We start from the raw sequence: 20,300 nt of genomic DNA, 5'->3' as shown, positions 1-20,300 counted from the left end.
CCTCGGACATCCGGCATTGACCGGTTGATGCGATTGCATCTCTCAGCCGCGCCTGATCAGGCGCAAGCTGCGTCTCCTGTCGTCTCAAATCTCGTATTAATCTCGCTCCATCACCACCTGGAGGTGCGTGACATGAGCAAACCCGCAAAGACCTCGGCAGATCTCCTTGCCCTCCTCAACGAAGAAATGAACCACTACGCCGATTGTCCCGAGGGCATCAGCGTCTCTGTGATCCCGGCTGGTGCTTCCTGGCAGTTTCGGACAACCGCTGACGACGCCACTCAGTCCTCCGTGGGTTACGGCGAGTGCGTCGCACGCATCGTCCAGATTGGCGACCATCTCGGCAAGCAGTTCGATTTGAAGAACTGATCGGCAGCCTGCCGCGTCGGCGTCGTTGAGGAAGACGTCAGCCATGATGCCGCACGCGCTTGTGCGGGGCCGGCCAGCCGCCATTGGCAAGGATCGCAGTGAAGCTTGAGAGCGGCCATGTTTCTCTGCCCGACCGGAACGTAACAGCCGGCTGTCGGTTAAGACTGGAAGGTAGCGGAGGGTCACCCTCATGGCTGTCGTTAGCGGCGACTATGTCGACTTCGTTGTGCGTTACGAGGGAAATACCGAGAGGTGCCGGATAACTGAGGCTGCCCTCCTGGACCGCGAGCGTGTGATCGACGAGCACCTCAACCACGGGCAACTCATTGCAATTTTTGTGAAGCACCGGGCCGAGATCGAATATCTCGCTATCGCGAAGATGCAGCGTGAAGAGCATTCCGACCACGGCTTTGTTCTCACCACCGAGGACCTGAATCCCTGAACACCGTCGCGATTCCAGGCGTCGAGTGGCGGTCGTCACCACTCCAGCGGGAGGGTCATCGCTGTTCGTAACCCGCCACAGAGAGCAAAAAAGCCCGGCACGAGGCCGGGCTTAAGTTTGGAAACTGGAGAAAGGATGGAGATTAAGTGTCTTCCGTCGTCTTTGTACCTTGTAGAACAGTTCTCGGCCAAGATCAGTTCTTGGCGACCACCGGGGCACCAAATTTGTAACTGATGCGAGCTCTGACGTCGTTGGTGCGATAGTCGGCGCTGCCGAATGCGATTCCATGCCCGGCCGGGAACGCTCCTGCCGGAACGATGACATCTGCACGGCCGAGATCGGTGTAGCGATATTCGACGCCCAGGATCCAGTTCGGCGTCATCATGTATTCGACGCCTGCACCGACGGTCCAGCCGACCCGGGTGTCCGAACTGGTACGCGTGTCCGCACCGACGCCATTACGCACGATACTCAGGGCGGTGTCAGTCTGGCCAAACGCGACGCCGCCGACCGCGTAAAGCAGCCACGCATTCGAGGTCCAACCCAAGCGTCCACGGATCGCGCCTTGCGTCCGCAAACGGGCGCCGCCATCGATGTGGTCCGTTGGAGTTGCGGTCTGGATAATCAGCGCCCCCGTATCGTGGTCGGCATAGCTGATGTCGCCTTCAATGCCGAGCAGCCAATTTGGCGAGAACTGCCAGTTGTAGCCGATCTGGCCGCCGCCGATGACGCTCGTGTGGCGAAGGCCGCGCGATCCAACGAGAGCCAGGGGCGGATAGCTGGCGTCGTAGCCAGAATCCAGCCACTGCCCGCCGACGTTGCCGCCGATGTAGAAACCGGTCCAGTTGTAGACCGGCACCGGGGGAACCTTGACGTAGGGCTTGGCAGCGATGTCAGCGGCAGAGGCGTTACTCGCCGAAAGGGCTGTGGCAGCCGCGGCCGCAATCAGGAAATTACGCATCCCAAAACTCCGAAATAACTGTGTGGTTCAAAATGCTGGCGAACCGCGCCGTGCCAAATACCATCATGACTGGCGGCAAGAGTCTGTCACCCGAGGGCCACAGCAACGGTCTTTCCGCACCCTGATACCTCTTTGGACAACCTTGCTGTCCTATCGAACTGGCGCGTCAAATTCCAACCATCCGCAAAAAATCTGGTACAAGCCGCCCAGCGACACATCCCAACAGAAAGACATCGACCGTATGGGTTTCAAGGAACCAAGCTTCGCGGACCGGGCCGCGGCCGCGCAGAACGCCAGAAAGAACATCCTCGAGAAATTCAAGGCCAAGCCGGGGCCCAATGATCCTGAGGTCCAGAAGAAGGCCGCCGAACGGCAGGCACAGGCTGCCGCGCGCGCGGAAGCGCAGAAGCTGCGCGAGGCTGCCCGCGTTGAAAAGCTGGCCCGCGACGCCGAACTCGCCGCGCAAGCCGCTGCGGAGGCATTGCGTCTCCAGGCGGAAAAGGAAGCTGCCGAGGCAGAGCTCAAGGCGAAGCAAAAGGCCGCGCGCGATGCGCGCTACGCCGCACGCAAGGCAAAGAAGTAAGACGTACGAAATCTTGAACACGACAGGCCCGCCGGGGATGGCGAGCCTGCCGAAAAGCAAAAAGACGGGATGAAGATTTACTTCTTCATCTCGTCTTTTTTCATGCCGTCCTTGGCCATGCCGTCCTTCTTCATGCCATCCTTCGACATGTCATCTTTCTTCATGCCGTCCTTCGACATCGCATCTTCCTTCTTCATGCCATCCTTGGACATCTTGTCCTGAGCGAAGGCGGCGGGCGCGAACGCCAGGCCGAGCGAAAGAATTGCAGCGGTGGCGCCGAGGGTGAAACGTGTGGTGCGTGCCATTGAAGTTCGTCCTCTCATTCCGTTTCTGGTGCGACAAAGGTCGCTTCAGGGTCTTCGGTGAGAAGCCGGCTTCGTTACCCCCGCGCGGAAGATAATTTTCAGACCGGTGGTTTTCCCGGAACTTTCCAACCGTCATGACGGCACGCGCCGAAAGTATAGACTCCTTCGCAACGTAGTGCGGTGCAGCAACGGTAGCATTGCGCGGACGACTGGGTCAGAATGACGCACGACCTCTAATCAGCGCAAAGCGCTGACCGAAAAGCAAAAAGACGCCAGGGAGAGACTCCATGCTTACGCGACGCCACCTTCTCGCGACCACGCTTGCCGCACCCGCCATTCTCCGCTTCGGCCCTGCGCAGGCCGCAACCACCCTCAAGATCTCGCATCAGTTTCCCGGAGGCACCATCGACAAGGGCGACTTCCGCGACCGGCTGACCCGTGTCTTCGCCGCCGAGATATCCAAACGCAGCGGCGGCGAAATCGTCGCCGAGGTCTATCCCGGCTCGTCGCTCATCAAGACCAACGCCCAGTTCTCGGCGATGCGCAAAGGCGCGCTCGACATGAGCCTCTACCCGCTGCCCTATGCCGGCGGCGAATTGCCTGAGACCAACATCGGTCTGATGCCCGGTCTGGTGTCGAGTTACGATCAGGGCCTCGGGTGGAAAAACAAACCGGTGGGCAAGGCGCTGACCGACTTCCTCGCCGACAAGGGCATCATGCTCATCACCTGGGTGTGGCAGGCCGGCGGCGTCGCCAGCCGGACGCGGCCGCTCGTTGAACCCGAAGATGCCAAGGGCCTGAAGGTGCGCGGCGGATCGCGCGAGATGGACATGGTGCTTCAGACCGCCGGCGCGGCTGTGCTGTCGGTACCGTCGAACGAAATCTATGCGGCGATGCAGACCGGTGCATGCGACGCCGGCATCACGTCATCGACCAGCCTGATCTCGTTCCGGCTTGAGGAAGTCGCCAAGCATCTGACATCAGGCGCGGGCCAGTCGTACTGGTTCATGCTCGAACCGTTGATGATGTCGAAGGCGATCTTCGACAAGCTGCCGAAGAACCAGCAGGACATCATCCTGACCGTCGGAGCGGAAATGGAAGCCTTCGGCCGCAAGGGCGCGCAGGACGACGATGTCGAAGTGGCGAAGGTCTACGAGAAAGCCGGAGCCAAGGTCACCACAATGGACGCTGCGATCGTCGGCAAATGGCGCGACATCGCCCGCGATACCGCGTGGAAGGACTATTCGGGCAAGACCGCGACCTCTGCCAGCCTGATGAAGCTCGCGGCCGACGCATGATGCACGGTTCGGTGGAAGACCAGCGGGAGCTGGTCGCCCCGGCTTCGAGCAATCCGCTCGTTGCCGGGGTCGAACGCGCTCTTGCTGTCTGCAATCGCGTCATCGTCGTGCTGGCGTCCGCTGCGCTCATTCTGGCGTGCCTGATCCTGAGCTACAGCGTCCTGACGCGCAGCATCTTCCACAGCGCGACCTACTGGCAGGATGAAGCCGCGGTCTTTCTGCTGGTCGGCGCGACGTTCATGACCGCCGCTTTCGTGCAAAGCCAGCGTGGCCATATCGGCATCGAAGCCTTTGTCGGCATCCTGTCGCCGACCGCGAACCGGATACGCCTCATCCTGGTCGATGTCGCCAGCCTGGCGTTCTGCGCCTTCTTCTCGTGGAAATCATGGACGCTGGCCCATGAAGCATGGGTAGACGGTCAGGTCTCCAACTCGATGTGGAGCCCGCCGCTCGCCATCCCGTACGTCCTGATGGCGGCAGGCATGACGCTGTTGTGCGTCCAGATCCTGCTCCAGATCATTACCTCTCTCGGCAAGGCTCCGCGTTCATGACCGTTCTTGGAATTGGCATCAGCTACGGCATCGCCACCATCGCCGCGATGTTCTCCGGCATGCCGATCGCATTCGCGCTCGGCGCCGTGGCGGTCGTGTTCATGGCGATCTACATGCCGTCCGCGTCCCTCGATACGGTGACGCAGAACGTCTACGAGGAGATGGCGTCGATCACCCTGCTCTCGATTCCGCTGTTCATCCTCAAGGGCGCAGCGATCGGCAAGTCGCGCGCGGGACAGGACCTCTATTCCGCGCTGCATGCGTGGCTGCACAAGGTGCCCGGCGGTCTCGGCGTCGCCAATGTCTTCGCATGCGCGCTGTTCGCCGCGATGGCGGGATCGTCACCCGCAACGTGCTCGGCGATCGGTTCGGCCGGCATTCCGGAGATGCAAAAGCGCGGCTATTCCGGCGGCTTCGCCGCCGGGATCATCGCAGCAGGCGGCACGCTCGGCATTCTGCTGCCGCCGTCGATCACCATGATCCTGTTCGCAGTCGCCGCGGAAAAGTCGCTCGGACGTCTGTTCCTCGCCGGCATCGGACCGGGATTGCTGCTGGTCTCGCTGTTTGGCTTCTACGCCGTGTACCGCTTCCGCAAGGAATATGCCGCCGCCAAGGAGGCGTATGAAGCGACCGGCGCGACATCGCCGATTCTTGCCCATGACGATTTCACCATGGCGGAACGCTTCAATGCGCTGCCGCGCGTCTTGCCGTTCATCATCCTCCTGACCGGCGTGATGATCGCGCTCTATGGCGGCTACGCCACCCCGTCTGAGACCGCAGGTCTCGGCGGCCTGCTGGCGCTCCTGCTGATCGCCCTGATCTACAGCGTCTGGAAACCGGCTGACCTCTCGCCGATCCTGACCTCGACGATTCGCGAGTCCACCATGCTGATGATGATTATCGGCATGTCGCTGCTCTACTCGTATGTCATGAGCTATCTGACGATTTCGCAATCGGCGGCCAACGCCATTGTGGCGATGCAACTGCCGAAGTGGGAATTGCTCGCAGCCATCCTCGGCATGGTGATCGTGCTCGGCTTCTTCCTGCCGCCGGTGTCGATCATCCTGATGACCGCGCCGATCATTCTGCCGCCGCTGCGCGCCGCCGGATTCGACATCATCTGGTTCGGCGTGGTCATGACCATCGTCATGGAGATGGGGCTGATTCATCCCCCGGTGGGGCTGAACATCTTCGTCATCCGCAACGTCGCGCCGGACATTCCGCTGAGCGAAGTGATCTGGGGCACGCTGCCGTTCGTGCTGCTGATGTTCTTCGCCGTGTTGTTGCTGTGCGTCTTCCCCGGCATCTCGACCTGGCTGCCGGATCTGGTGATGGGGCCGGAATCGGTCCGCTAGGCGCGCGCGCGGCTGCTTGCTGTCGCGCGCTTTGAAGGCTGAGAGATCTTCCGGTTCACGGCACCCGCCATCGCTCGGGCAGACTTGGCTTTGGCTGGTCCGGCTTTGGCCGGCTTGGCTTTGACGGCCTTGACCGGAGTGGCCGGCTTTTTCGCAAACCGCGCCAGAACCGCGCGGACGTCGGCCTGCATCTGCGCGATGGCATCTGCATCGCCAGCCAGATGCTTGAGCAGGCATTGCTGGAACAGTCCGTCGAAAACGGCGTAAAGCACCGCCGGCGTCATCTGCTGCGGCTCACCGGTCAGTTCTGAAAACCGGCTCATGATCCGCCAGATCATGTTCTCGAGGCTCTTGTCGATTTCCAGAACATCGGCCCGGAATTCTTCCTCGAACAGCGACTGCGAGCGCAAATCGTACCAGAGCCGGTGCATCTGCGCGTCATTGCGGACGGTCTCGCTCAGCGCGGCTAGAAATCCCTCGAGCAGCTCGTCGTAGGTTGCCGCGCCCGCGACAACCTCGTCATAACGCGTGACGCATACCGCCTTGTAATGGCGGACGCAGCACATCATCAGGTCGACCTTGTCCTTGAAGTAATAGTGCAGCACGCCATGCGAGAAGATCGAGTTCTGCGCGATCTCGCGCAAACTGGTCTTTGCATATCCCAGTTCGGACAGCGTCTGCAGTGCAGCCTGCGCCAGTTCCGCGCGTCGTTCGGCAAACTTGTCGACGCGCTGCCCGTTGATGCGGTCAGCTTTTTCGATCGTGGCCGGAGCCATTGTTTCTCAGCCTTTCAAATCCCCGCCTCAGGGATAACACCGGATCGCATGAGATCAAGGTCTGTTGTTCATCCGTCAAAAATCTTCGCGAGCCCGGAACTGCGGACAGCGCAGCACAAGAAAGATGCACTGGACACCTGACCAGCATTTTCTTGACGACTGTATAAATTTTCTTGACAACTGTCAAAGACGAGCCTCTGATCGCATTGTTCCCCACCAAGAGGGACGCGAGGAAACATCAGGGAGGATAAAATGCGGCTTGCAGGAATCTGCAAACGGTCCGTCGGTCCTGTCGCCAGCCCGGCCTTGGGCGCCCTCCCGCTCCCGAAAACATTGCCAGATCTCACCGCGACAACGCGGAACGCCTGACCACGACGGCAGCAACCGCTGCCGTCACGACAGCGCCTTTCTCACTTCAGAACGACTGAACGGCAGCGACCCCGCTGACGGATGGCGGCGGCTTGCCTGCTCAACAAACAACCCGGAGGAACCCACATGAGCGTATTCAATCTCACCGGACGCAAGGCGCTGGTGACTGGCGGCGCACGCGGTCTCGGCGCCGGCATGGCAGAAGCCCTGACCAAAGCCGGAGCCTCGGTCGTGATCGGCGATGTGCTGACAGACCTCGGCCAGCAAACCGCAAAGGCACTCGCCACTGGCGGCGCCAAGGCGGACTTCGTCCCGCTCGATGTCACTGACGATGCAAGCTGGGCCGCCGCCGTCGCCGCAACGATCTCCAAGCTCGGCGGCTTCGACATCCTCGTGAACAACGCAGGCATCGAAATCACCTCGCTGCTGGTGGATGCCAAGGCCGAAGATTTGCAGCGCATGTGCAGCGTCAACATCGTCGGCACCGCGCTGGGCATGAAGCACGCATTCCGCGCCATGCGCCCGGGTGGCGCGGCAGGCAAAGGCGGCGCGATCGTCAACATCGCATCGGTCGCCGCCACCATCGCGTTCCCCGGCATTGCCGGTTACTCCGCGACCAAATCCGGTGTCGACCGCATGACCCGCGTCGCAGCGATGGAGTCCGGCAAGCTCGGCTACGGCGTGCGGGTGAACTGCATCTATCCCGGCCTCGTGCCGACCGACATGGGCATGCAACTCGCAGGCGACGTCGTCGCGGCGGGACTTTATCCCAGCGGAGAAGCCGCCATCGGCGACGTCGTCGGTCAGACGCCGCTCGGCCGTCTCGGCGAAATTCCCGACATGGCGGATGCAACCGTCTTCCTGTGCTCCGACGCCGCACGCTTCATCACCGGCGCGGGACTGCCGGTCGACGGCGGAATGGGCATGTGACGGCACGCGCTGTTGAACTTCACAAAGGGCAAATCGAGGAAACATCCATCATGACAACGAAAAGACCTGTCGTCGTATATGGCGTCTCCGGCTACACCGGGCGCCTGGTGTGTGAGTATTTGCGGGAATACAACATTCCCTTTATCGCCGCCGGGCGTGACAAGGCGAGAGTTCAGGCTGTCGTCGAGAAGATTCCGGGAATCGAGACCGCGGATTATGAGGTCGTCGAGGTCGCACACACTGTCGAAGCGCTGACCAGCCTCTTTAAGGGCGCCAAATTCGTCAGCAATATCGTGGGGCCTTTTATCAAATACGCTCCTGAGGTCGTCGAAGCCTGCCTGGCCGCCGGCTGCCATTACAGCGATACGACGGGCGAACAGGACTGGGTCATGCTGGCGCAGGACCGCTGGGGCGCGAAGTTCGCCGAGAAAGGCCTGCTGCTGGCGCCGAATATCGCTCAGATGTACACGACGGGCGAGATCGCGGCGAACATCTGTCTCGAAACGCCCGGTCTCGACAGCCTCGACATTCAGGTGTTCTGGAAGGGTTTTCCAACCTACGCCTCGACGCAGACCATTTTCACCATCCTCAAGGCGCAGTGGTACTACCTCGAGCAGAACAAGTATGTCGAATGGGACGTCACTGCCCGCGCCGACGTGGTGGTGCCAGGCCAGCACGAAACGGCGATCGCAGTTCCTTGGGGAGGCACCGCGCATCCGGTCTGGTTCAAGAACGATCCGCGCGTTTCCAACTGCCGTGTGCTCGGCGGCGTTCTTGCCCGCCCGGTGATGGAAGGCGTGGTGCAAACCACGCAAATGGTGAAGGAAAAGATCAAGCCCTTGCCGCCCGCGGAGCAGGAGAAGGCGCTGGCCGAAATCGCAGGGAGCCTGCAAGCCAGCATGCCGCCGCGCGAAAATCCACGCATCAACACCTCGATCGATTCCGTTTATGCGTCCGGCCCGCTAGGCCGCGCGCATTGCGTGATCCACGGAAACTGCAACTACAAGCAAACTGGCATGTTGCAGGCCTATGCCGCGTTCTCGTTGCTGCAGATGCCGCCGAAGAGGGTTGGATTTGCTTCAGGCTGCCAGGCCTTCGGTCATCGCGAACTGCTTGGCCAGTTGCGCAGCTTCGGTCTGGTGATGAACCCGATCCTGACCGTTCATCAATAAAAGCGATCACGCCGGGGCGGCTTTGCCGCCTCGGTTCCTAACCGCGCGCCTTGGCGTTGAGCGCGGATGCAACGCGGCTGACCGGCGACTTGCCGAGGACCTTGGCGATGTCGTTGGTGGCGGCAACGAGTTGCTTCATATCGACGCCGGTCGCAACGCCCATGCCCTCCAGCATATAGACGACGTCCTCGGTGGCGACATTGCCGGTCGCTCCGGGCGCATAGGGACAGCCGCCGAGACCGCCGGCGGCGGAATCGATCACGCGAGCGCCCTCCTCCAGACCTGCGTAGAGATTGGCGAGCGCCTGTCCGTACGTGTCATGGAAATGCATGCCGAGATTCCGCATCGGCACCTCGGCAGCGACAGCGCGCAGCAACTGCCGCGCCTTTGACGGCGTGCCGACGCCGATGGTGTCGCCAAGCGAGACCTCGTAGCAGCCGAGATCCCAGAGCTTCTTCGTCACGTCGACAACTGCGGATGGCTTCACCTCACCGTCATAGGGACAGCCGAGCACGCAGGAGACATAGCCGCGCACCCTGATGCCATCGGCCCTGGCGCGCTCGATCACCGGGACAAAGCGCTGGATCGATTCCGCAACGGTGCAGTTGATGTTGGCCTTCGAAAATCCTTCCGATGCGGAAGCGAACACGGCGATCACTTTCGCGCCCGCGGCCTTCGCAGCCTCGTAACCCTTCTCATTGGGAACGAGGACATGGAATTCGTAACCGGGATGATGGTCGACCGCGCGCAGCACCTGATCCGAATTGACCATCTGCGGGATGGCCTTGGGCGAGACGAAGCTGCCGACCTCGATGGTGTGAAGGCCCGCCTTGACGAGATTTTCAATGAATGCGATCCGCGCCTCGGCCGAGACCGGCGTCTTTTCGTTTTGCAGCCCGTCGCGCGGGCCGACTTCGACAATACGGACCTGATCGCTCATGAACCCGTCTATGCCTTCGGTTCGATCTCGGCGAGTTCGACGCCTTCGGCGACGATGTCACCGACCTTGCACTTAAGCGCCTTGACGGTGCCCGCGAACGGCGCGCGTAGGGTCTGCTCCATCTTCATCACTTCCAGCGTCAGGATCGCGGCGCCCTTCTCGACCTCGGCGCCTTCTTCGACCAGCAGCGCCACGACCGTACCGGGCAGCGGCGCCACGACACGGTCAGCACCTGACTGCTCCTCATCCTCAGTGCCGAACGGATCGACCCAGTGAACTTCAAAGCGTCCGTTGCGGGTGCGGACATAGACCTCGTGGCCGTCGAGCAGGCCAGTCACATGATGCTTCACGCCGTCGAGCACAAGATCGATACCGCCGCGCGGCGATGCAGAGCTTGCGAACGCGAGGACCCGTCCGTCGATGGCCAGCGTCGAGGGGCCCTGACCATAACGCATCGACACCTTGCGCTCGGTGCCATCCGCTTGCCGGAACAGAAACCGGCGGCGGCGCGCGGCAACCGCGGCCCAGCCCCCACCCGCGCGCCATGGCGAGTTCACGTCAGCGCCCGCCGCCGCACGCTCGCTTTGCAGAATTGACCCCACAGCAGCGGCCAATTCAAGATCGGTCAGTTGCCCTTCAGCAGGCGTCAGCTTCGCCAGTTCGCGCTCGATGAAGCCGGTGTCGATGGTGTTGGCGCGGACATCCGGATGCGTGATCAGCGCCGAGAGGAACGGAATATTGGTGACGATGCCACGGACGTCGGTTTCCTGCAGGCCGCGGTTGAGCCGCGAGATTGCGAGATCGCGCGTCGGCGCCCAGGCGATGACCTTGGCCAGCATCGCGTCGTAATTCGGGGACACGGTCTTGCCCTCGGCGTAACCCGCATCGATGCGCAGGCCATCCACTTCTTCCGGCGTGTGCCAGGTGCGGATGCGGCCCACCGACGGCATGAAGTTCTTGTTCGGATTCTCGGCGTAGACGCGCGCTTCGATGGCGTGGCCATTGAGCGTGACCTGATCCTGCGCCAATGGCAGCTTCTCGCCAAACGCCACGCGCAATTGCAGTTCGACCAGATCGACGCCGGTGATCAGTTCGGTCACCGGATGCTCGACCTGAAGGCGCGTATTCATTTCAATGAAGAACGTCTCTTTTCCATCGGAGACGAACTCGATGGTGCCCGCGCCGACATAGTTCACCGCGCCCGCAGCCTTGCGCGCGGCGGCGCAGACAGCATCGCGCTGCGCAGCATTGAGTGTCGGCGACGGGGCTTCCTCGATCACCTTCTGGTGGCGGCGCTGCAAGGTGCATTCGCGCTCGAACAGAGAGATCAGGTTGCCATGGCTGTCGCCGATGATCTGCACTTCGATATGGCGCGGGTTCTGGACGAACTTCTCGATCAGCATGCGGTCGTCACCGAAGGCCGCCAGCGCTTCGCGTTTGGCGCTGACGATGGCCGCCGCCAGTTCATCCGCGCTGCGGACGATGCGCATGCCGCGCCCGCCGCCGCCGGCGGACGCCTTGGCAAGCACGGGATAGCCGATCTTGCTGGCCGCATCCGCCAGCGTCTTCTCGTCCTGGGCCTCGCCGTGATAGCCGGGCACCAGCGGCACGCCCGCCTTTTCCATCAGCGCCTTGGAGCCTGACTTCGAGCCCATGGCTTCCATCATCTCGGCGGTCGGGCCGACGAACACGATGCCTTCAGCCGCACAGCGGCGCGCGAAGTCGGCGTTCTCCGACAGGAAACCGTAACCCGGATGGACCGCTTCGGCGCCGGTCTTCTTCGCCGCCTCGATGATGCGATCGACATTGAGGTAGCTATCGCGCGCGCGTGCGGGCCCGAGCAGCACGGCATCATCCGCCATCGCGACATGCACAGCGTCAGCATCTGCTTCGGAATAGACCGCGACGGTGCGCAGGCCCATGGCGCGCGCCGTCCTGATGACGCGGCAGGCGATCTCGCCACGATTGGCGATCAGCAATGTGTTGAACCGGCGATACAGCGCTGCAGACTTGGTGGCGGCTTTGGCGTTCATCGGATCAGGTCCACGACGGTTTGCGCTTTTCAAGAAATGCGGAAAGGCCTTCGCGGGCCTCAGGTTTGGCGCGCACATCGGCGATCAGTTGCGCGGTCTCGGTCATGAGGGCTTCGTCGATGCGCCGCCCGGCGATATCGCCAGCGAGCTTCTTGGCGATGGACCGCGCGCCCGGCGCCGCCGACTTCAACTGCTTGAGCAACTTGCCGATGCGTTCGTCCAGAACTTCGGGCGCGACGACCTCGTGCAGCAGGCCGATCCGCATCGCCTCGTTCGCATCGAACACTTCTGCGGTCTGGAAATAGCGCCGCGCCGTCCGTTCGCCGATGGCGCGCAGCACGTAAGGGCTGATCATGCCCGGCACGATGCCGAGACGAACTTCCGACAGGCAGAACGTCGCCTCAGAAGAGCCGATAGCGATGTCACAGGCCGAGACAACACCGACACCGCCGCCATAGATCGGACCATGCACCCGGCCGATGGTGGTCTGGGGCATCCGGTCGAGCGCGGACAGCATCCGCACCAGCGGCATGGCGTCCGCGATGTTTTCCTCTCGCGTATAGGTGCCCGCTTCGCGCATCGCGCTGATGTCGGCTCCGGCACACAGGCTCTTGCCCTCGCCTGCGAGCACCATCGTCGCAATCGAGCGATCGGAAGCGATGCTCTCGAAGGCGGAGCGCAGCGCTTCGATCAGCGCGCGATTCAGGGCGTTGTTCAGTTCAGGACGGTTCAGCGTGACGCGCGCCACGTCCTGATCGCGCTCGATGCGGACAAGATCGGTCATCGTTTTGCGCCCCGCATCACATTCTGAACACGCCGAACTTCGGCGGCTCGATCGGAGCGTTAGCGGCGGCGGACAGTCCGAGCCCAAGCACAAGCCGCGTATCGGCAGGATCGATCACGCCGTCGTCCCATAGCCGCGCGGTGGCGTAATACGGATGGCCCTGCGTCTCGTACTGTTCGCGGATCGGGGTACGGAAGGCATCTTCTTCCTTCGCCGACCAGGTGCCCCCCTTGGCCTCGATGTTATCGCGGCGGAGCTGGCTCAGCACCATCGACGCCTGCTCGCCGCCCATCACCGAGATGCGCGCGTTCGGCCACATCCAGAGGAAGCGTGGGCTATAGGCGCGGCCGCACATGCCGTAGTTGCCGGCGCCGTAAGATCCACCGATCACCACGGTGAACTTCGGCACCGAGGCGGTTGCGACGGCAGTTACAAGCTTGGCGCCGTCGCGGGCGATGCCGCCCGCCTCGTATTTCTTGCCGACCATGAAGCCGGTGATGTTCTGCAGGAACAGCAGCGGAATGCCGCGCTGGCAGCAGAGCTCGATGAAGTGTGCGCCCTTCAGCGAACTCTCGCTGAACAGGATGCCGTTGTTGGCGATGATGCCGACCGGATAGCCCCAGATGTGAGCGAAGCCGCACACCAGCGTGGTGCCGTACAGCTTCTTGAATTCCTCGAACTCCGAACCATCAACGATGCGCGCGATGATCTCGCGCACGTCGAACGGCTTGCGGGCATCGGCGGGAACGACACCGTAAATATCCTCGCGGTCGAACAGCGGGTCGCGCGGCGCGCGCAATCCTGTCGCCGACGATGTCGCCGGATTGAGATTGCCGACGATGCGGCGTGCGATGCCGATGGCATGGCTGTCGTTCTGCGCGTAGTGATCGGTGACCCCGGAATGGCGGCTGTGAACGTCAGCGCCGCCGAGTTCTTCCGCCGTGACCACCTCACCCGTCGCGGCTTTCACCAGCGGCGGGCCGCCGAGGAAGATCGTGCCCTGATTGCGCACGATGATGCTCTCGTCCGACATCGCAGGCACATATGCGCCGCCGGCGGTGCACGATCCCATCACGATGGCGATCTGCGGGATGCCCTGCGCGGACATGTTGGCCTGATTGTAGAAGATGCGGCCGAAGTGCTTCTCGTCGGGGAATATCTCGTCCTGCTGCGGCAGGAACGCGCCGCCGGAATCGACCATGTAGATGCAAGGCAGATTGTTCTGCCGCGCGATGTCCTGCGCGCGCAGATGCTTCTTCACGGTCATCGGATAATAAGTGCCGCCGCTGATGGTCGCGTCGTTGGCGACGATCACGCATTCACGGCCCGAGACTCGGCCAATGCCCGTCACGATGCTGGCCGAATGCACACCGCCGCCGTAGAGGCCGTAGGCGGCCATCGGCGAGAATTCGAGGAACGCCGTGCCTGGATCGATCAGGAGGTCGACGCGGTCACGCGCCAGCATCTTGCCCCGCGCGGTATGCTTGGCGCGCGAAGCCTCCCCGCCACCGCCCGCAACTTGTGAAAGCTTATCCCGGAGGTCCGCAACCAGGGTCCGCATGACGTCCGCATTGCGGGTGAAATCGGCCGATTTGGGATCGAGTCCGGAACGAAGTGCCATTGTTTCCCGCCGCGTAACGTTTTGATCTTGCTTGCTTCCGTCCTTTCCGGACGGCTTCGACCCGCAAGGTGTCACTGCTTGGCGGCTGAATGCAACCACAACTTTCGCGACGATATTGAAGAGACTTGCCGTGGGTCAGAGGCCCTCAATAGGGCAAAGCGGCATCAGGAAATGTCATGTCCCCGACATTTGCCGGGGCAATTTCATGAGGCCGGACCGGCTGAACACCAAAGCCGGGCCTGCGGGCGAACGCCCGCTGAGCGCAAACATCGGAGAGAGGCTTAGTGTGTCCAGGGCTCGACGCGGCGGAACGCGAAATTGTCCGCGTAGGCCTTCACGCGAGGCTGCAATTCCTTCGGCTCCAGCACCTGATAGGGGATGCCTTCCCGCTCGCAATAGGCGACGGCCTCTTCCTTGGTGTGGAAATGAAGCGTCACCTGCTGCTTCATGTCCCCGGAGCTGGTCCAGCCCATCAGCGGCTCGACCACACGCGGCTGCTCGGGTTCATAGTCCAGTTGCCATGCCTTGGTCTTGGCAAACCCGGACTGCATCGCATTTTTAGCAGGTTTGAAGATTCTTGCTGTCATGGAGCTAACGGGTCCCTGCGCCTGATCACTAGTGGCATCGGATGGGTAAAAAGCATGAGATTCGGATGCCGGCCAACATCAAGATCCTGAGCATGACTGCCCAGAACAAGACTTTTTACGGCGAGTTCTGGTATAGTAGGTCCGAAACGCGGTGACAATGTCGGACCGCTTGGGTCCGGGTAGGCGTTCCGCTGGCGTTATTTGGTTCGATCGCATCACGAAACGGTACTCATGGAAATTCAGGCAACACTCCCAGAGAAGGGCCGCGACCTCCGGCTCGATTTCTTCCGCGGCATCGCCAACTGGTGGATCTTTCTCGACCACATTCCGAACAACGTCATCAACTGGGCGACCCCGCGCAATTACGGGTTCAGCGACGCCGCCGACCTGTTCGTCTTCATATCGGGCTACACGGCGTCGTTCGTGTACGCGAAGATGATGCTCGATCGCGGCTTTATCGTCGGCTCGACCCGGCTGTGGAAGCGCGTCTGGCAACTCTATGTCGCGCACGTCATTCTGTTCGTGATCTATATCGCGGCGATCGGCTGGGTCGCATTGCGTTATGCCGATCCGGACATCCTCAATGAGTTCAACGTCGCCGGCCTCATCGCAAATCCCATCCAGACGCTGACGCAAGGGCTTCTGCTGCGCTTCAAGCCGGTCAATCTCGACGTGTTGCCGCTTTACATTGTCCTGATGGGCTTCTTCCCGCCGGTGCTGTGGCTGATGCTGCGCAAGCCCGACATGGTGATGATCGCTTCGCTGGTGTTGTATTTCGCCGCACGTCAGTTCGGCTGGAATTTCTCGGCCTATCCGGTCGGCTCCTGGTACTTCAATCCGTATACCTGGCAGCTGCTGTTCGTCTTCGGCGCCTGGTTCGCACTGGGCGGGGCCAACGAATCCCGCTCGGTGATCAAGTCTCAATGGCTGCTGATCGCCGGGACCCTCTATCTGATCTTTGCGATGATCATGACGATGGCCGGGCGATTCGAATCCTTTGGCGCGCTGTTTCCGAAGTGGCTCTATGACGCCTTCAATCCGAACGACAAGACGTTCCTGGCGCCGTATCGCGTCATCCATTTCGTGGTCATCGCGTTCTTCATCACGCGCTTTATTCCGAAAAACTGGGGGCCGCTTGAGTCGAAATGGGCCGAGCCGGTAATCAAGTGCGGCCAGCAATCGCTGCAGGTGTTCTGCGTCGGTATCTTCCTCTCCTTCGTTGGGCACTTCGTGCTGATGCTGAGCTGGGGCACGGTCTGGGCGCAACTCGGCGTCAGCGTCATCGGGGTCGCGATCCTGACCGCCGTCGCCTACTACGGAAGCTGGTCGAAGAAGCAGGACAAGCCATCGGCGCGGTCGGCACCCGCGAAAGCACCTGCGGCCCAGACTTCGGCAGCTCCGGGGGCCTGATTTGACCATACGGCGGACAAATTGGCCGCGGGCGGTTTAACCGCCCGCGATATGCCGTTCTGCCTTGCTGGAGCCATGCGAAGCGTGTATCGACTGCCCTCTCGGGGTATAGCGTAGCCTGGTAGCGCGGCGGTTTTGGGTACCGCAGGTCGGAGGTTCGAATCCTCCTGCCCCGACCAACCCACTGATTTTGCTCGAATTTTAGGAACCGGACGCCACCCGACGGTCCGCGCGCCGATGCCAGCTTTGGCTCAGCGGGTTCCGAACAGCGGATGAGCCACGCGGTCGCCGGCCTGGATTCCGTATTTCCGGGCCGTTCCGCCTATCACCTCAAGCACGCCCTTTGCCAGACCGCCCGACGAAATGATCTTCTCGGACTGAGGTTCGGTGTTTTCCGCGATCCGCAGAATGCGGCCATCGCTGCGGATAAAGATCATGTCGAGCGGAATGAAGGTGTTCTTCATCCACATCGAAACCTGCTGCTCGGGTGAGAAATCGAACAACATGCCCCGCCCCTCCGCCAGTTCCTTGCGGTACATCAGGCCGGTTGCGCGCTCCTGCTCGGTCTTTGCCATCTCGACCGAGAACACATGAACACCCGACTTGGTGACGATCTCAAGCGGCTGCACTTCGGCGGCGGTGGCGCTGAGCGACGCGGTCAGCATCACGACGAAGGCAACGGCAACCCTTTGCAAAAACCCTCTCAGGTTTTGCGACCGGATGATGGATGGAAAAGATTTCAACAGAGAACCCGAATTCATCTCAAGCAACGCCCTGACGTTCGATAGCGCCACCCTAGCCCGTCAATCATGGCAAAGGCCAGATGCAGGATCTGGCCTTCGTTTATGATCACGCGGATGTGGTTGACGTCAGGTCAGTGCGACGACAGTCCGGGTGCACCGGTCTCAGGCTGAATCTCGGCCGCCATCATACCCTTGGAGCCGGGCCCGAAGCGGACCAGCACATATTGGCCGGGACGCAGTTCGGTCATGCCGTAACGGCGCAGGGTTTCCATATGCACGAAGATGTCAGGCGTGCCTTCGCCGCAGGTCAGGAAGCCGAACCCGCGAAGCCGGTTGAACCATTTGACCTGCGCCCGCTCCAGCCCGCTGGTCGGAGTCACGCTGACGTGAGTCCGCGCCGGAAGCATCTGCGCCGGATGGATCGCCGTCGACTCGTCCATCGAGACGATGCGGAAGGCCTGATAGCCCTTCTGGCGCTGGACGCACTCAACGACCAGACGCGCACCTTCATAGGCGGTCTGGTAGCCGTCGCGCCGCAGGATCGTGACGTGCAGCAACACGTCCGGCCAGCCGTTGTCAGGGACGATGAAGCCGTAGCCCTTGGAGGCGTCGAACCATTTGATAACGCCGGAAATCTCGACGAGGTTGACAGCCGCACCGTCTGCGGCCGCGAAGGAGTCGGCGGCCAAATTCCGCTCGGCAGTGGCAGCCAGCTCACTCGGAGCAAACCTGTCGGATCCCCCAACCGGTTGACCACCTGCCTTCTTGGACTCAAATCCGTCCGAACCCATGACCCCCGGACCCCAACAAATCTTCAGTCAGTCAACGACATGACCAAGTACGTTATGCAAGGAAGCTCGCGCTATTTCATCGTGACGAATCAAAATGAACCAAGGCGAATCCTTGATTTAACGATAACACTCCGCAACGGGGCTGAAAGACAAAAAACAAATCAGCGGTGACCTATGAACAGCCTTGAAGGGCAGCGAATCATTGATGGGGTCAATTGCCGACGAACGGCCCAAGGGTCTCGCCGATATCGTGACGGATCACCAGATCGGCAACGTCATCCTGATCCGTCGGCTCGTTGTTGATGATCACGAGTTTGGCCCCGCAATTGCGGGCCATCAGCGGAAAACCCGCGGCAGGCCACACCACCAGCGACGATCCGATTGCAAGGAACAGGTCGCAGTGCTGCGCCAGTTCCGTCGCGCGGCGCATTTCATCTTCCGGCATCGACTGGCCGAACGAAATCGTCGCCGTTTTCACGGGTTCACCGCACGTCGTGCATGAGGGCGCAATGCCTTCTTCGTCGAAACGTTCCTTGACCCAGGGAATCTCGAAACGCTGTCCACATCCGATGCAGCGCGCGTAGGTGGTGTTGCCATGCAGCTCGACGACATGCTCGGCGGAAAATCCCGACACCTGATGCAGGTTGTCGATGTTCTGCGTAACGATCGCCGGAACCTTTCCGGCCTTGTACAGCGACGCCAGCGCCCGGTGACCGCGGCTGGGCTTGGCCGCAGCGAAGCTCGGCTCCATCGCGAAGCGGCGGCGCCAGGCCTCGTCCCTCGCCTCCTGGCTGGCGACGAACTCGCCGAACGGGATCGGACGATTGCGAGTCCACAGGCCGCCGGGCGAACGGAAATCGGGAATGCCGCTTTCGGTGGAAATGCCTGCGCCGGTGAACGGTACAATCGTGCGTGCCTCGGCGATCATATCGCCAAGCATGTCAATTCCACTGCGAAGATCGGATGCAATCATCGTGTCAGTATAACCCAACAAAAATGGGGGCGCGAAGCCCCCATTCTCTTCCGAGCTACCGCTAAAATCAGGCTGCCTTGTCCGCCTTGGGCGCCTGTGGTTTCGGCGCTTCCTGAGGCTTGGACGCTTCCTGGGGCTTCAGAGCTTCCTTGATCTCCCTCATATCCTTCTTGGGAGCGCTGACCTTGGCTGTCTTCCCCAGGGCAGCGAGCTTTTCCATTTCCGCGGCGAGTTCGCGCTGACGTGCGGCGATCTTGTCGGCAAGCTTCTCGCTGGCCTGATCGCGCAGGTTCGCCAGATCGTCGATCGACATCGAATCCAAATCTACCTTTTGCATGGTATTTCCCCGTTTGACTGGGTCACGGAGGTACCAAGAAGGCCTGTGCCTCGCCAGACGACGCGGTTTCTTATCCACTGTCATACGGCAGCGGATGGCGACGAGGCGTCAGGACTCAACAGCCGGTAAGTTTTGGGGAAGGTTCTTCAAGGCGATTGCGGAGAAATGTCAGACCGCACACCGTCAGACGTTGCGGGTCGGTTTCGCCGGCGGAAGAAAGTGTTTCGATATAGGTATCGACGCTTTCGCGGGCTTCCTTCAGTTCGTTCTCGTCCAGGTTACGCATCATACCGAACGTATGGATAATCCGATCGATCACTTCTTCCAAGAACGCCTCCTTCATTCCCATCAATTCTGTGAGATAACGGCGACGGAGCAAAAAGGTTCCCTTAACAACATCTGCCCTCGGGGCCGATTTGCTGCTATCTGATCGTCGGAATTTCAACGGCACTCCGGCGATGCTCGAACAGGGATAAGAAACATGCGTTATCTGCACACCATGCTGCGCGTCCGCAACCTCGATATTGCTCTCAAGTTCTACAGCGACACGCTCGGGCTTAAGGAAGTCCGCCGGACGGAAAGCGAGAAAGGCCGATTTACGCTGGTGTTTCTCTGCGCGGACGAAGACGAGAGTCTGCTCAAACAGGTCAAGGGGCGCGGCGCGCCGCTGGTCGAACTCACCTACAACTGGGATGAAGAGACCTATGGCGAGGATCGCTACTTCGGCCACCTCGCCTACGAGGTCGACGATATTTATGCCACCTGCGACCGGCTGATGAGGCTCGGCATCACCATCAACCGTCCGCCGCGCGATGGCCAGATGGCCTTCATCCGCTCACCCGATCTTCATTCCATCGAGCTTTTGCAGAAGGGCGACGCCCTCGCGCCGAAGGAGCCGTGGAGTTCGATGCCGAATACCGGGCATTGGTAGGCACCGGTTTATTTTCGGAACAAGAACATCGCAATCACG

At 61.3% G+C, this 20,300-nt stretch carries 23 protein-coding genes and 1 tRNA gene; 11 read left to right on the top strand and 13 right to left on the bottom strand.

What is annotated here, in order from left to right; all coding sequences use genetic code 11:
- Positions 1-132 precede the first annotated feature (132 nt).
- Both AC1RM7_RS02540 and AC1RM7_RS02535 read left to right on the top strand, forming a co-directional pair.
- The gene (locus tag AC1RM7_RS02540) at positions 133-369 is read left to right on the top strand and encodes a hypothetical protein (RefSeq protein WP_006020493.1); all 237 of its coding nucleotides are present in this window, start codon (positions 133-135) and stop codon (positions 367-369) included.
- 190 nt (positions 370-559) lie between these two features.
- Entirely contained in the window at positions 560-811 is a 252-nt protein-coding gene (locus AC1RM7_RS02535; protein ID WP_006020492.1) for a DUF1488 family protein, read from the top strand.
- A gap of 193 nt (positions 812-1,004) precedes the next feature.
- Here AC1RM7_RS02535 and AC1RM7_RS02530 read toward each other — a convergent pair whose 3' ends face one another.
- Positions 1,005-1,772, bottom strand: coding sequence for an outer membrane protein (locus AC1RM7_RS02530; RefSeq protein ID WP_024919215.1), 768 nt, complete (start codon positions 1,770-1,772; stop codon positions 1,005-1,007).
- Between the two features lie 241 nt (positions 1,773-2,013).
- Between AC1RM7_RS02530 and AC1RM7_RS02525 the strand changes: the two genes are divergently transcribed.
- Positions 2,014-2,355: a DUF6481 family protein gene (locus tag AC1RM7_RS02525; protein WP_024919214.1), complete on the top strand. Its 342-nt coding sequence runs from the start codon at positions 2,014-2,016 to the stop codon at positions 2,353-2,355.
- A 77-nt stretch (positions 2,356-2,432) separates the two neighbouring features.
- On the opposite strand, the gene AC1RM7_RS02520 is transcribed toward AC1RM7_RS02525, so the two are convergent.
- Entirely contained in the window at positions 2,433-2,660 is a 228-nt protein-coding gene (locus AC1RM7_RS02520; RefSeq protein ID WP_006020488.1) for a pentapeptide MXKDX repeat protein, read from the bottom strand.
- Between the two features lie 287 nt (positions 2,661-2,947).
- Between AC1RM7_RS02520 and dctP the strand changes: the two genes are divergently transcribed.
- From dctP to AC1RM7_RS02505, 3 genes are read left to right on the top strand one after another with little or no spacing between them, the layout of a single operon-like run.
- On the top strand, positions 2,948-3,958 hold the full coding sequence (dctP, locus tag AC1RM7_RS02515; protein WP_024919213.1) for a TRAP transporter substrate-binding protein DctP: 1,011 nt from the start codon (positions 2,948-2,950) through the stop codon (positions 3,956-3,958).
- Positions 3,955-4,509 (top strand): TRAP transporter small permease, encoded by a 555-nt coding sequence (locus tag AC1RM7_RS02510; RefSeq protein ID WP_024919212.1) that lies wholly within the window; start codon positions 3,955-3,957, stop codon positions 4,507-4,509. The genes dctP and AC1RM7_RS02510 overlap by 4 nt, the downstream gene beginning before the upstream one ends.
- Positions 4,506-5,864 (top strand): TRAP transporter large permease, encoded by a 1,359-nt coding sequence (locus tag AC1RM7_RS02505; RefSeq protein ID WP_024919211.1) that lies wholly within the window; start codon positions 4,506-4,508, stop codon positions 5,862-5,864. Before AC1RM7_RS02510 ends, AC1RM7_RS02505 begins: the two co-directional genes overlap by 4 nt.
- Here the strand turns inward: AC1RM7_RS02505 and AC1RM7_RS02500 are convergent.
- Positions 5,861-6,640, bottom strand: a complete 780-nt coding sequence (locus tag AC1RM7_RS02500; RefSeq protein ID WP_006020483.1) for a TetR/AcrR family transcriptional regulator — start codon at positions 6,638-6,640, stop codon at positions 5,861-5,863. The genes AC1RM7_RS02505 and AC1RM7_RS02500 overlap by 4 nt on opposite strands.
- A gap of 495 nt (positions 6,641-7,135) precedes the next feature.
- Between AC1RM7_RS02500 and AC1RM7_RS02495 the strand changes: the two genes are divergently transcribed.
- Both AC1RM7_RS02495 and AC1RM7_RS02490 read left to right on the top strand, forming a co-directional pair.
- Positions 7,136-7,939 (top strand): SDR family NAD(P)-dependent oxidoreductase, encoded by an 804-nt coding sequence (locus AC1RM7_RS02495; protein ID WP_006020482.1) that lies wholly within the window; start codon positions 7,136-7,138, stop codon positions 7,937-7,939.
- 50 nt (positions 7,940-7,989) lie between these two features.
- Positions 7,990-9,111 (top strand): DUF5938 domain-containing protein, encoded by a 1,122-nt coding sequence (locus AC1RM7_RS02490; protein ID WP_024919210.1) that lies wholly within the window; start codon positions 7,990-7,992, stop codon positions 9,109-9,111.
- 37 nt (positions 9,112-9,148) lie between these two features.
- Here AC1RM7_RS02490 and AC1RM7_RS02485 read toward each other — a convergent pair whose 3' ends face one another.
- The 5 genes from AC1RM7_RS02485 to AC1RM7_RS02465 form a co-directional block, all read right to left on the bottom strand.
- A complete protein-coding gene (locus tag AC1RM7_RS02485) occupies positions 9,149-10,051 on the bottom strand; it encodes a hydroxymethylglutaryl-CoA lyase (RefSeq protein WP_024919209.1) in 903 nt (300 codons plus the stop codon).
- Between the two features lie 8 nt (positions 10,052-10,059).
- Complete coding sequence (locus AC1RM7_RS02480; RefSeq protein WP_024919208.1) at positions 10,060-12,084, bottom strand: acetyl/propionyl/methylcrotonyl-CoA carboxylase subunit alpha; 2,025 nt, start codon at positions 12,082-12,084, stop codon at positions 10,060-10,062.
- A gap of 4 nt (positions 12,085-12,088) precedes the next feature.
- Entirely contained in the window at positions 12,089-12,868 is a 780-nt protein-coding gene (locus AC1RM7_RS02475; protein ID WP_024919207.1) for an enoyl-CoA hydratase/isomerase family protein, read from the bottom strand.
- Positions 12,869-12,884: 16 nt separating this feature from the next.
- Positions 12,885-14,489: a carboxyl transferase domain-containing protein gene (locus tag AC1RM7_RS02470; protein ID WP_024919206.1), complete on the bottom strand. Its 1,605-nt coding sequence runs from the start codon at positions 14,487-14,489 to the stop codon at positions 12,885-12,887.
- A 281-nt stretch (positions 14,490-14,770) separates the two neighbouring features.
- On the bottom strand, positions 14,771-15,076 hold the full coding sequence (locus tag AC1RM7_RS02465; RefSeq protein WP_006020476.1) for an ETC complex I subunit: 306 nt from the start codon (positions 15,074-15,076) through the stop codon (positions 14,771-14,773).
- A 231-nt stretch (positions 15,077-15,307) separates the two neighbouring features.
- Between AC1RM7_RS02465 and AC1RM7_RS02460 the strand changes: the two genes are divergently transcribed.
- A complete protein-coding gene (locus tag AC1RM7_RS02460) occupies positions 15,308-16,486 on the top strand; it encodes an OpgC domain-containing protein (protein WP_006020474.1) in 1,179 nt (392 codons plus the stop codon).
- A gap of 102 nt (positions 16,487-16,588) precedes the next feature.
- A tRNA-Pro gene (locus tag AC1RM7_RS02455) sits at positions 16,589-16,665 on the top strand.
- Positions 16,666-16,737: 72 nt separating this feature from the next.
- Here the strand turns inward: AC1RM7_RS02455 and AC1RM7_RS02450 are convergent.
- The 5 genes from AC1RM7_RS02450 to AC1RM7_RS02430 form a co-directional block, all read right to left on the bottom strand.
- Positions 16,738-17,151 carry a DUF192 domain-containing protein gene (locus tag AC1RM7_RS02450; RefSeq protein WP_024919205.1) on the bottom strand — a complete coding sequence of 138 codons (414 nt, stop codon included), beginning with the start codon at positions 17,149-17,151 and terminating at the stop codon, positions 16,738-16,740.
- Positions 17,152-17,360: 209 nt separating this feature from the next.
- Positions 17,361-18,020, bottom strand: coding sequence for a cold-shock protein (locus AC1RM7_RS02445; RefSeq protein WP_006020472.1), 660 nt, complete (start codon positions 18,018-18,020; stop codon positions 17,361-17,363).
- Positions 18,021-18,231: 211 nt separating this feature from the next.
- On the bottom strand, positions 18,232-18,993 hold the full coding sequence (locus AC1RM7_RS02440; RefSeq protein ID WP_024919204.1) for an SIR2 family NAD-dependent protein deacylase: 762 nt from the start codon (positions 18,991-18,993) through the stop codon (positions 18,232-18,234).
- Between the two features lie 67 nt (positions 18,994-19,060).
- Positions 19,061-19,330 carry a hypothetical protein gene (locus AC1RM7_RS02435; RefSeq protein ID WP_024919203.1) on the bottom strand — a complete coding sequence of 90 codons (270 nt, stop codon included), beginning with the start codon at positions 19,328-19,330 and terminating at the stop codon, positions 19,061-19,063.
- Between the two features lie 115 nt (positions 19,331-19,445).
- Positions 19,446-19,658, bottom strand: coding sequence for a hypothetical protein (locus AC1RM7_RS02430; RefSeq protein ID WP_492838429.1), 213 nt, complete (start codon positions 19,656-19,658; stop codon positions 19,446-19,448).
- 153 nt (positions 19,659-19,811) lie between these two features.
- Between AC1RM7_RS02430 and AC1RM7_RS02425 the strand changes: the two genes are divergently transcribed.
- Positions 19,812-20,261 (top strand): VOC family protein, encoded by a 450-nt coding sequence (locus AC1RM7_RS02425; RefSeq protein WP_024919202.1) that lies wholly within the window; start codon positions 19,812-19,814, stop codon positions 20,259-20,261.
- The last annotated feature ends 39 nt before the right edge of the window (positions 20,262-20,300 follow it).

This window comes from Afipia sp. GW822-FHT03D08 (assembly GCF_058801645.1).
This window is presented reverse-complemented; position numbering and strand designations above follow the sequence as displayed.

Bases quoted from the DNA above. Each gene is read 5' to 3' on its own strand.
- AC1RM7_RS02435 (WP_024919203.1), bottom strand. From the start codon at position 19,330: ATGCAAAAGGTAGATTTGGATTCGATGTCGATCGACGATCTGGCGAAC.
- AC1RM7_RS02465 (WP_006020476.1), bottom strand. From the start codon at position 15,076: ATGACAGCAAGAATCTTCAAACCTGCTAAAAATGCGATGCAGTCCGGG.
- AC1RM7_RS02475 (WP_024919207.1), bottom strand. From the start codon at position 12,868: ATGACCGATCTTGTCCGCATCGAGCGCGATCAGGACGTGGCGCGCGTC.
- AC1RM7_RS02425 (WP_024919202.1), top strand. From the start codon at position 19,812: ATGCGTTATCTGCACACCATGCTGCGCGTCCGCAACCTCGATATTGCT.
- AC1RM7_RS02500 (WP_006020483.1), bottom strand. From the start codon at position 6,640: ATGGCTCCGGCCACGATCGAAAAAGCTGACCGCATCAACGGGCAGCGC.
- AC1RM7_RS02530 (WP_024919215.1), bottom strand. From the start codon at position 1,772: ATGCGTAATTTCCTGATTGCGGCCGCGGCTGCCACAGCCCTTTCGGCG.
- AC1RM7_RS02535 (WP_006020492.1), top strand. From the start codon at position 560: ATGGCTGTCGTTAGCGGCGACTATGTCGACTTCGTTGTGCGTTACGAG.
- AC1RM7_RS02485 (WP_024919209.1), bottom strand. From the start codon at position 10,051: ATGAGCGATCAGGTCCGTATTGTCGAAGTCGGCCCGCGCGACGGGCTG.
- dctP (WP_024919213.1), top strand. From the start codon at position 2,948: ATGCTTACGCGACGCCACCTTCTCGCGACCACGCTTGCCGCACCCGCC.
- AC1RM7_RS02490 (WP_024919210.1), top strand. From the start codon at position 7,990: ATGACAACGAAAAGACCTGTCGTCGTATATGGCGTCTCCGGCTACACC.
- AC1RM7_RS02505 (WP_024919211.1), top strand. From the start codon at position 4,506: ATGACCGTTCTTGGAATTGGCATCAGCTACGGCATCGCCACCATCGCC.
- AC1RM7_RS02480 (WP_024919208.1), bottom strand. From the start codon at position 12,084: ATGAACGCCAAAGCCGCCACCAAGTCTGCAGCGCTGTATCGCCGGTTC.
- AC1RM7_RS02520 (WP_006020488.1), bottom strand. From the start codon at position 2,660: ATGGCACGCACCACACGTTTCACCCTCGGCGCCACCGCTGCAATTCTT.
- AC1RM7_RS02450 (WP_024919205.1), bottom strand. From the start codon at position 17,151: ATGCTGACCGCGTCGCTCAGCGCCACCGCCGCCGAAGTGCAGCCGCTT.
- AC1RM7_RS02495 (WP_006020482.1), top strand. From the start codon at position 7,136: ATGAGCGTATTCAATCTCACCGGACGCAAGGCGCTGGTGACTGGCGGC.
- AC1RM7_RS02540 (WP_006020493.1), top strand. From the start codon at position 133: ATGAGCAAACCCGCAAAGACCTCGGCAGATCTCCTTGCCCTCCTCAAC.
- AC1RM7_RS02460 (WP_006020474.1), top strand. From the start codon at position 15,308: ATGGAAATTCAGGCAACACTCCCAGAGAAGGGCCGCGACCTCCGGCTC.
- AC1RM7_RS02510 (WP_024919212.1), top strand. From the start codon at position 3,955: ATGATGCACGGTTCGGTGGAAGACCAGCGGGAGCTGGTCGCCCCGGCT.
- AC1RM7_RS02445 (WP_006020472.1), bottom strand. From the start codon at position 18,020: ATGGGTTCGGACGGATTTGAGTCCAAGAAGGCAGGTGGTCAACCGGTT.
- AC1RM7_RS02440 (WP_024919204.1), bottom strand. From the start codon at position 18,993: ATGATTGCATCCGATCTTCGCAGTGGAATTGACATGCTTGGCGATATG.
- AC1RM7_RS02470 (WP_024919206.1), bottom strand. From the start codon at position 14,489: ATGGCACTTCGTTCCGGACTCGATCCCAAATCGGCCGATTTCACCCGC.
- AC1RM7_RS02525 (WP_024919214.1), top strand. From the start codon at position 2,014: ATGGGTTTCAAGGAACCAAGCTTCGCGGACCGGGCCGCGGCCGCGCAG.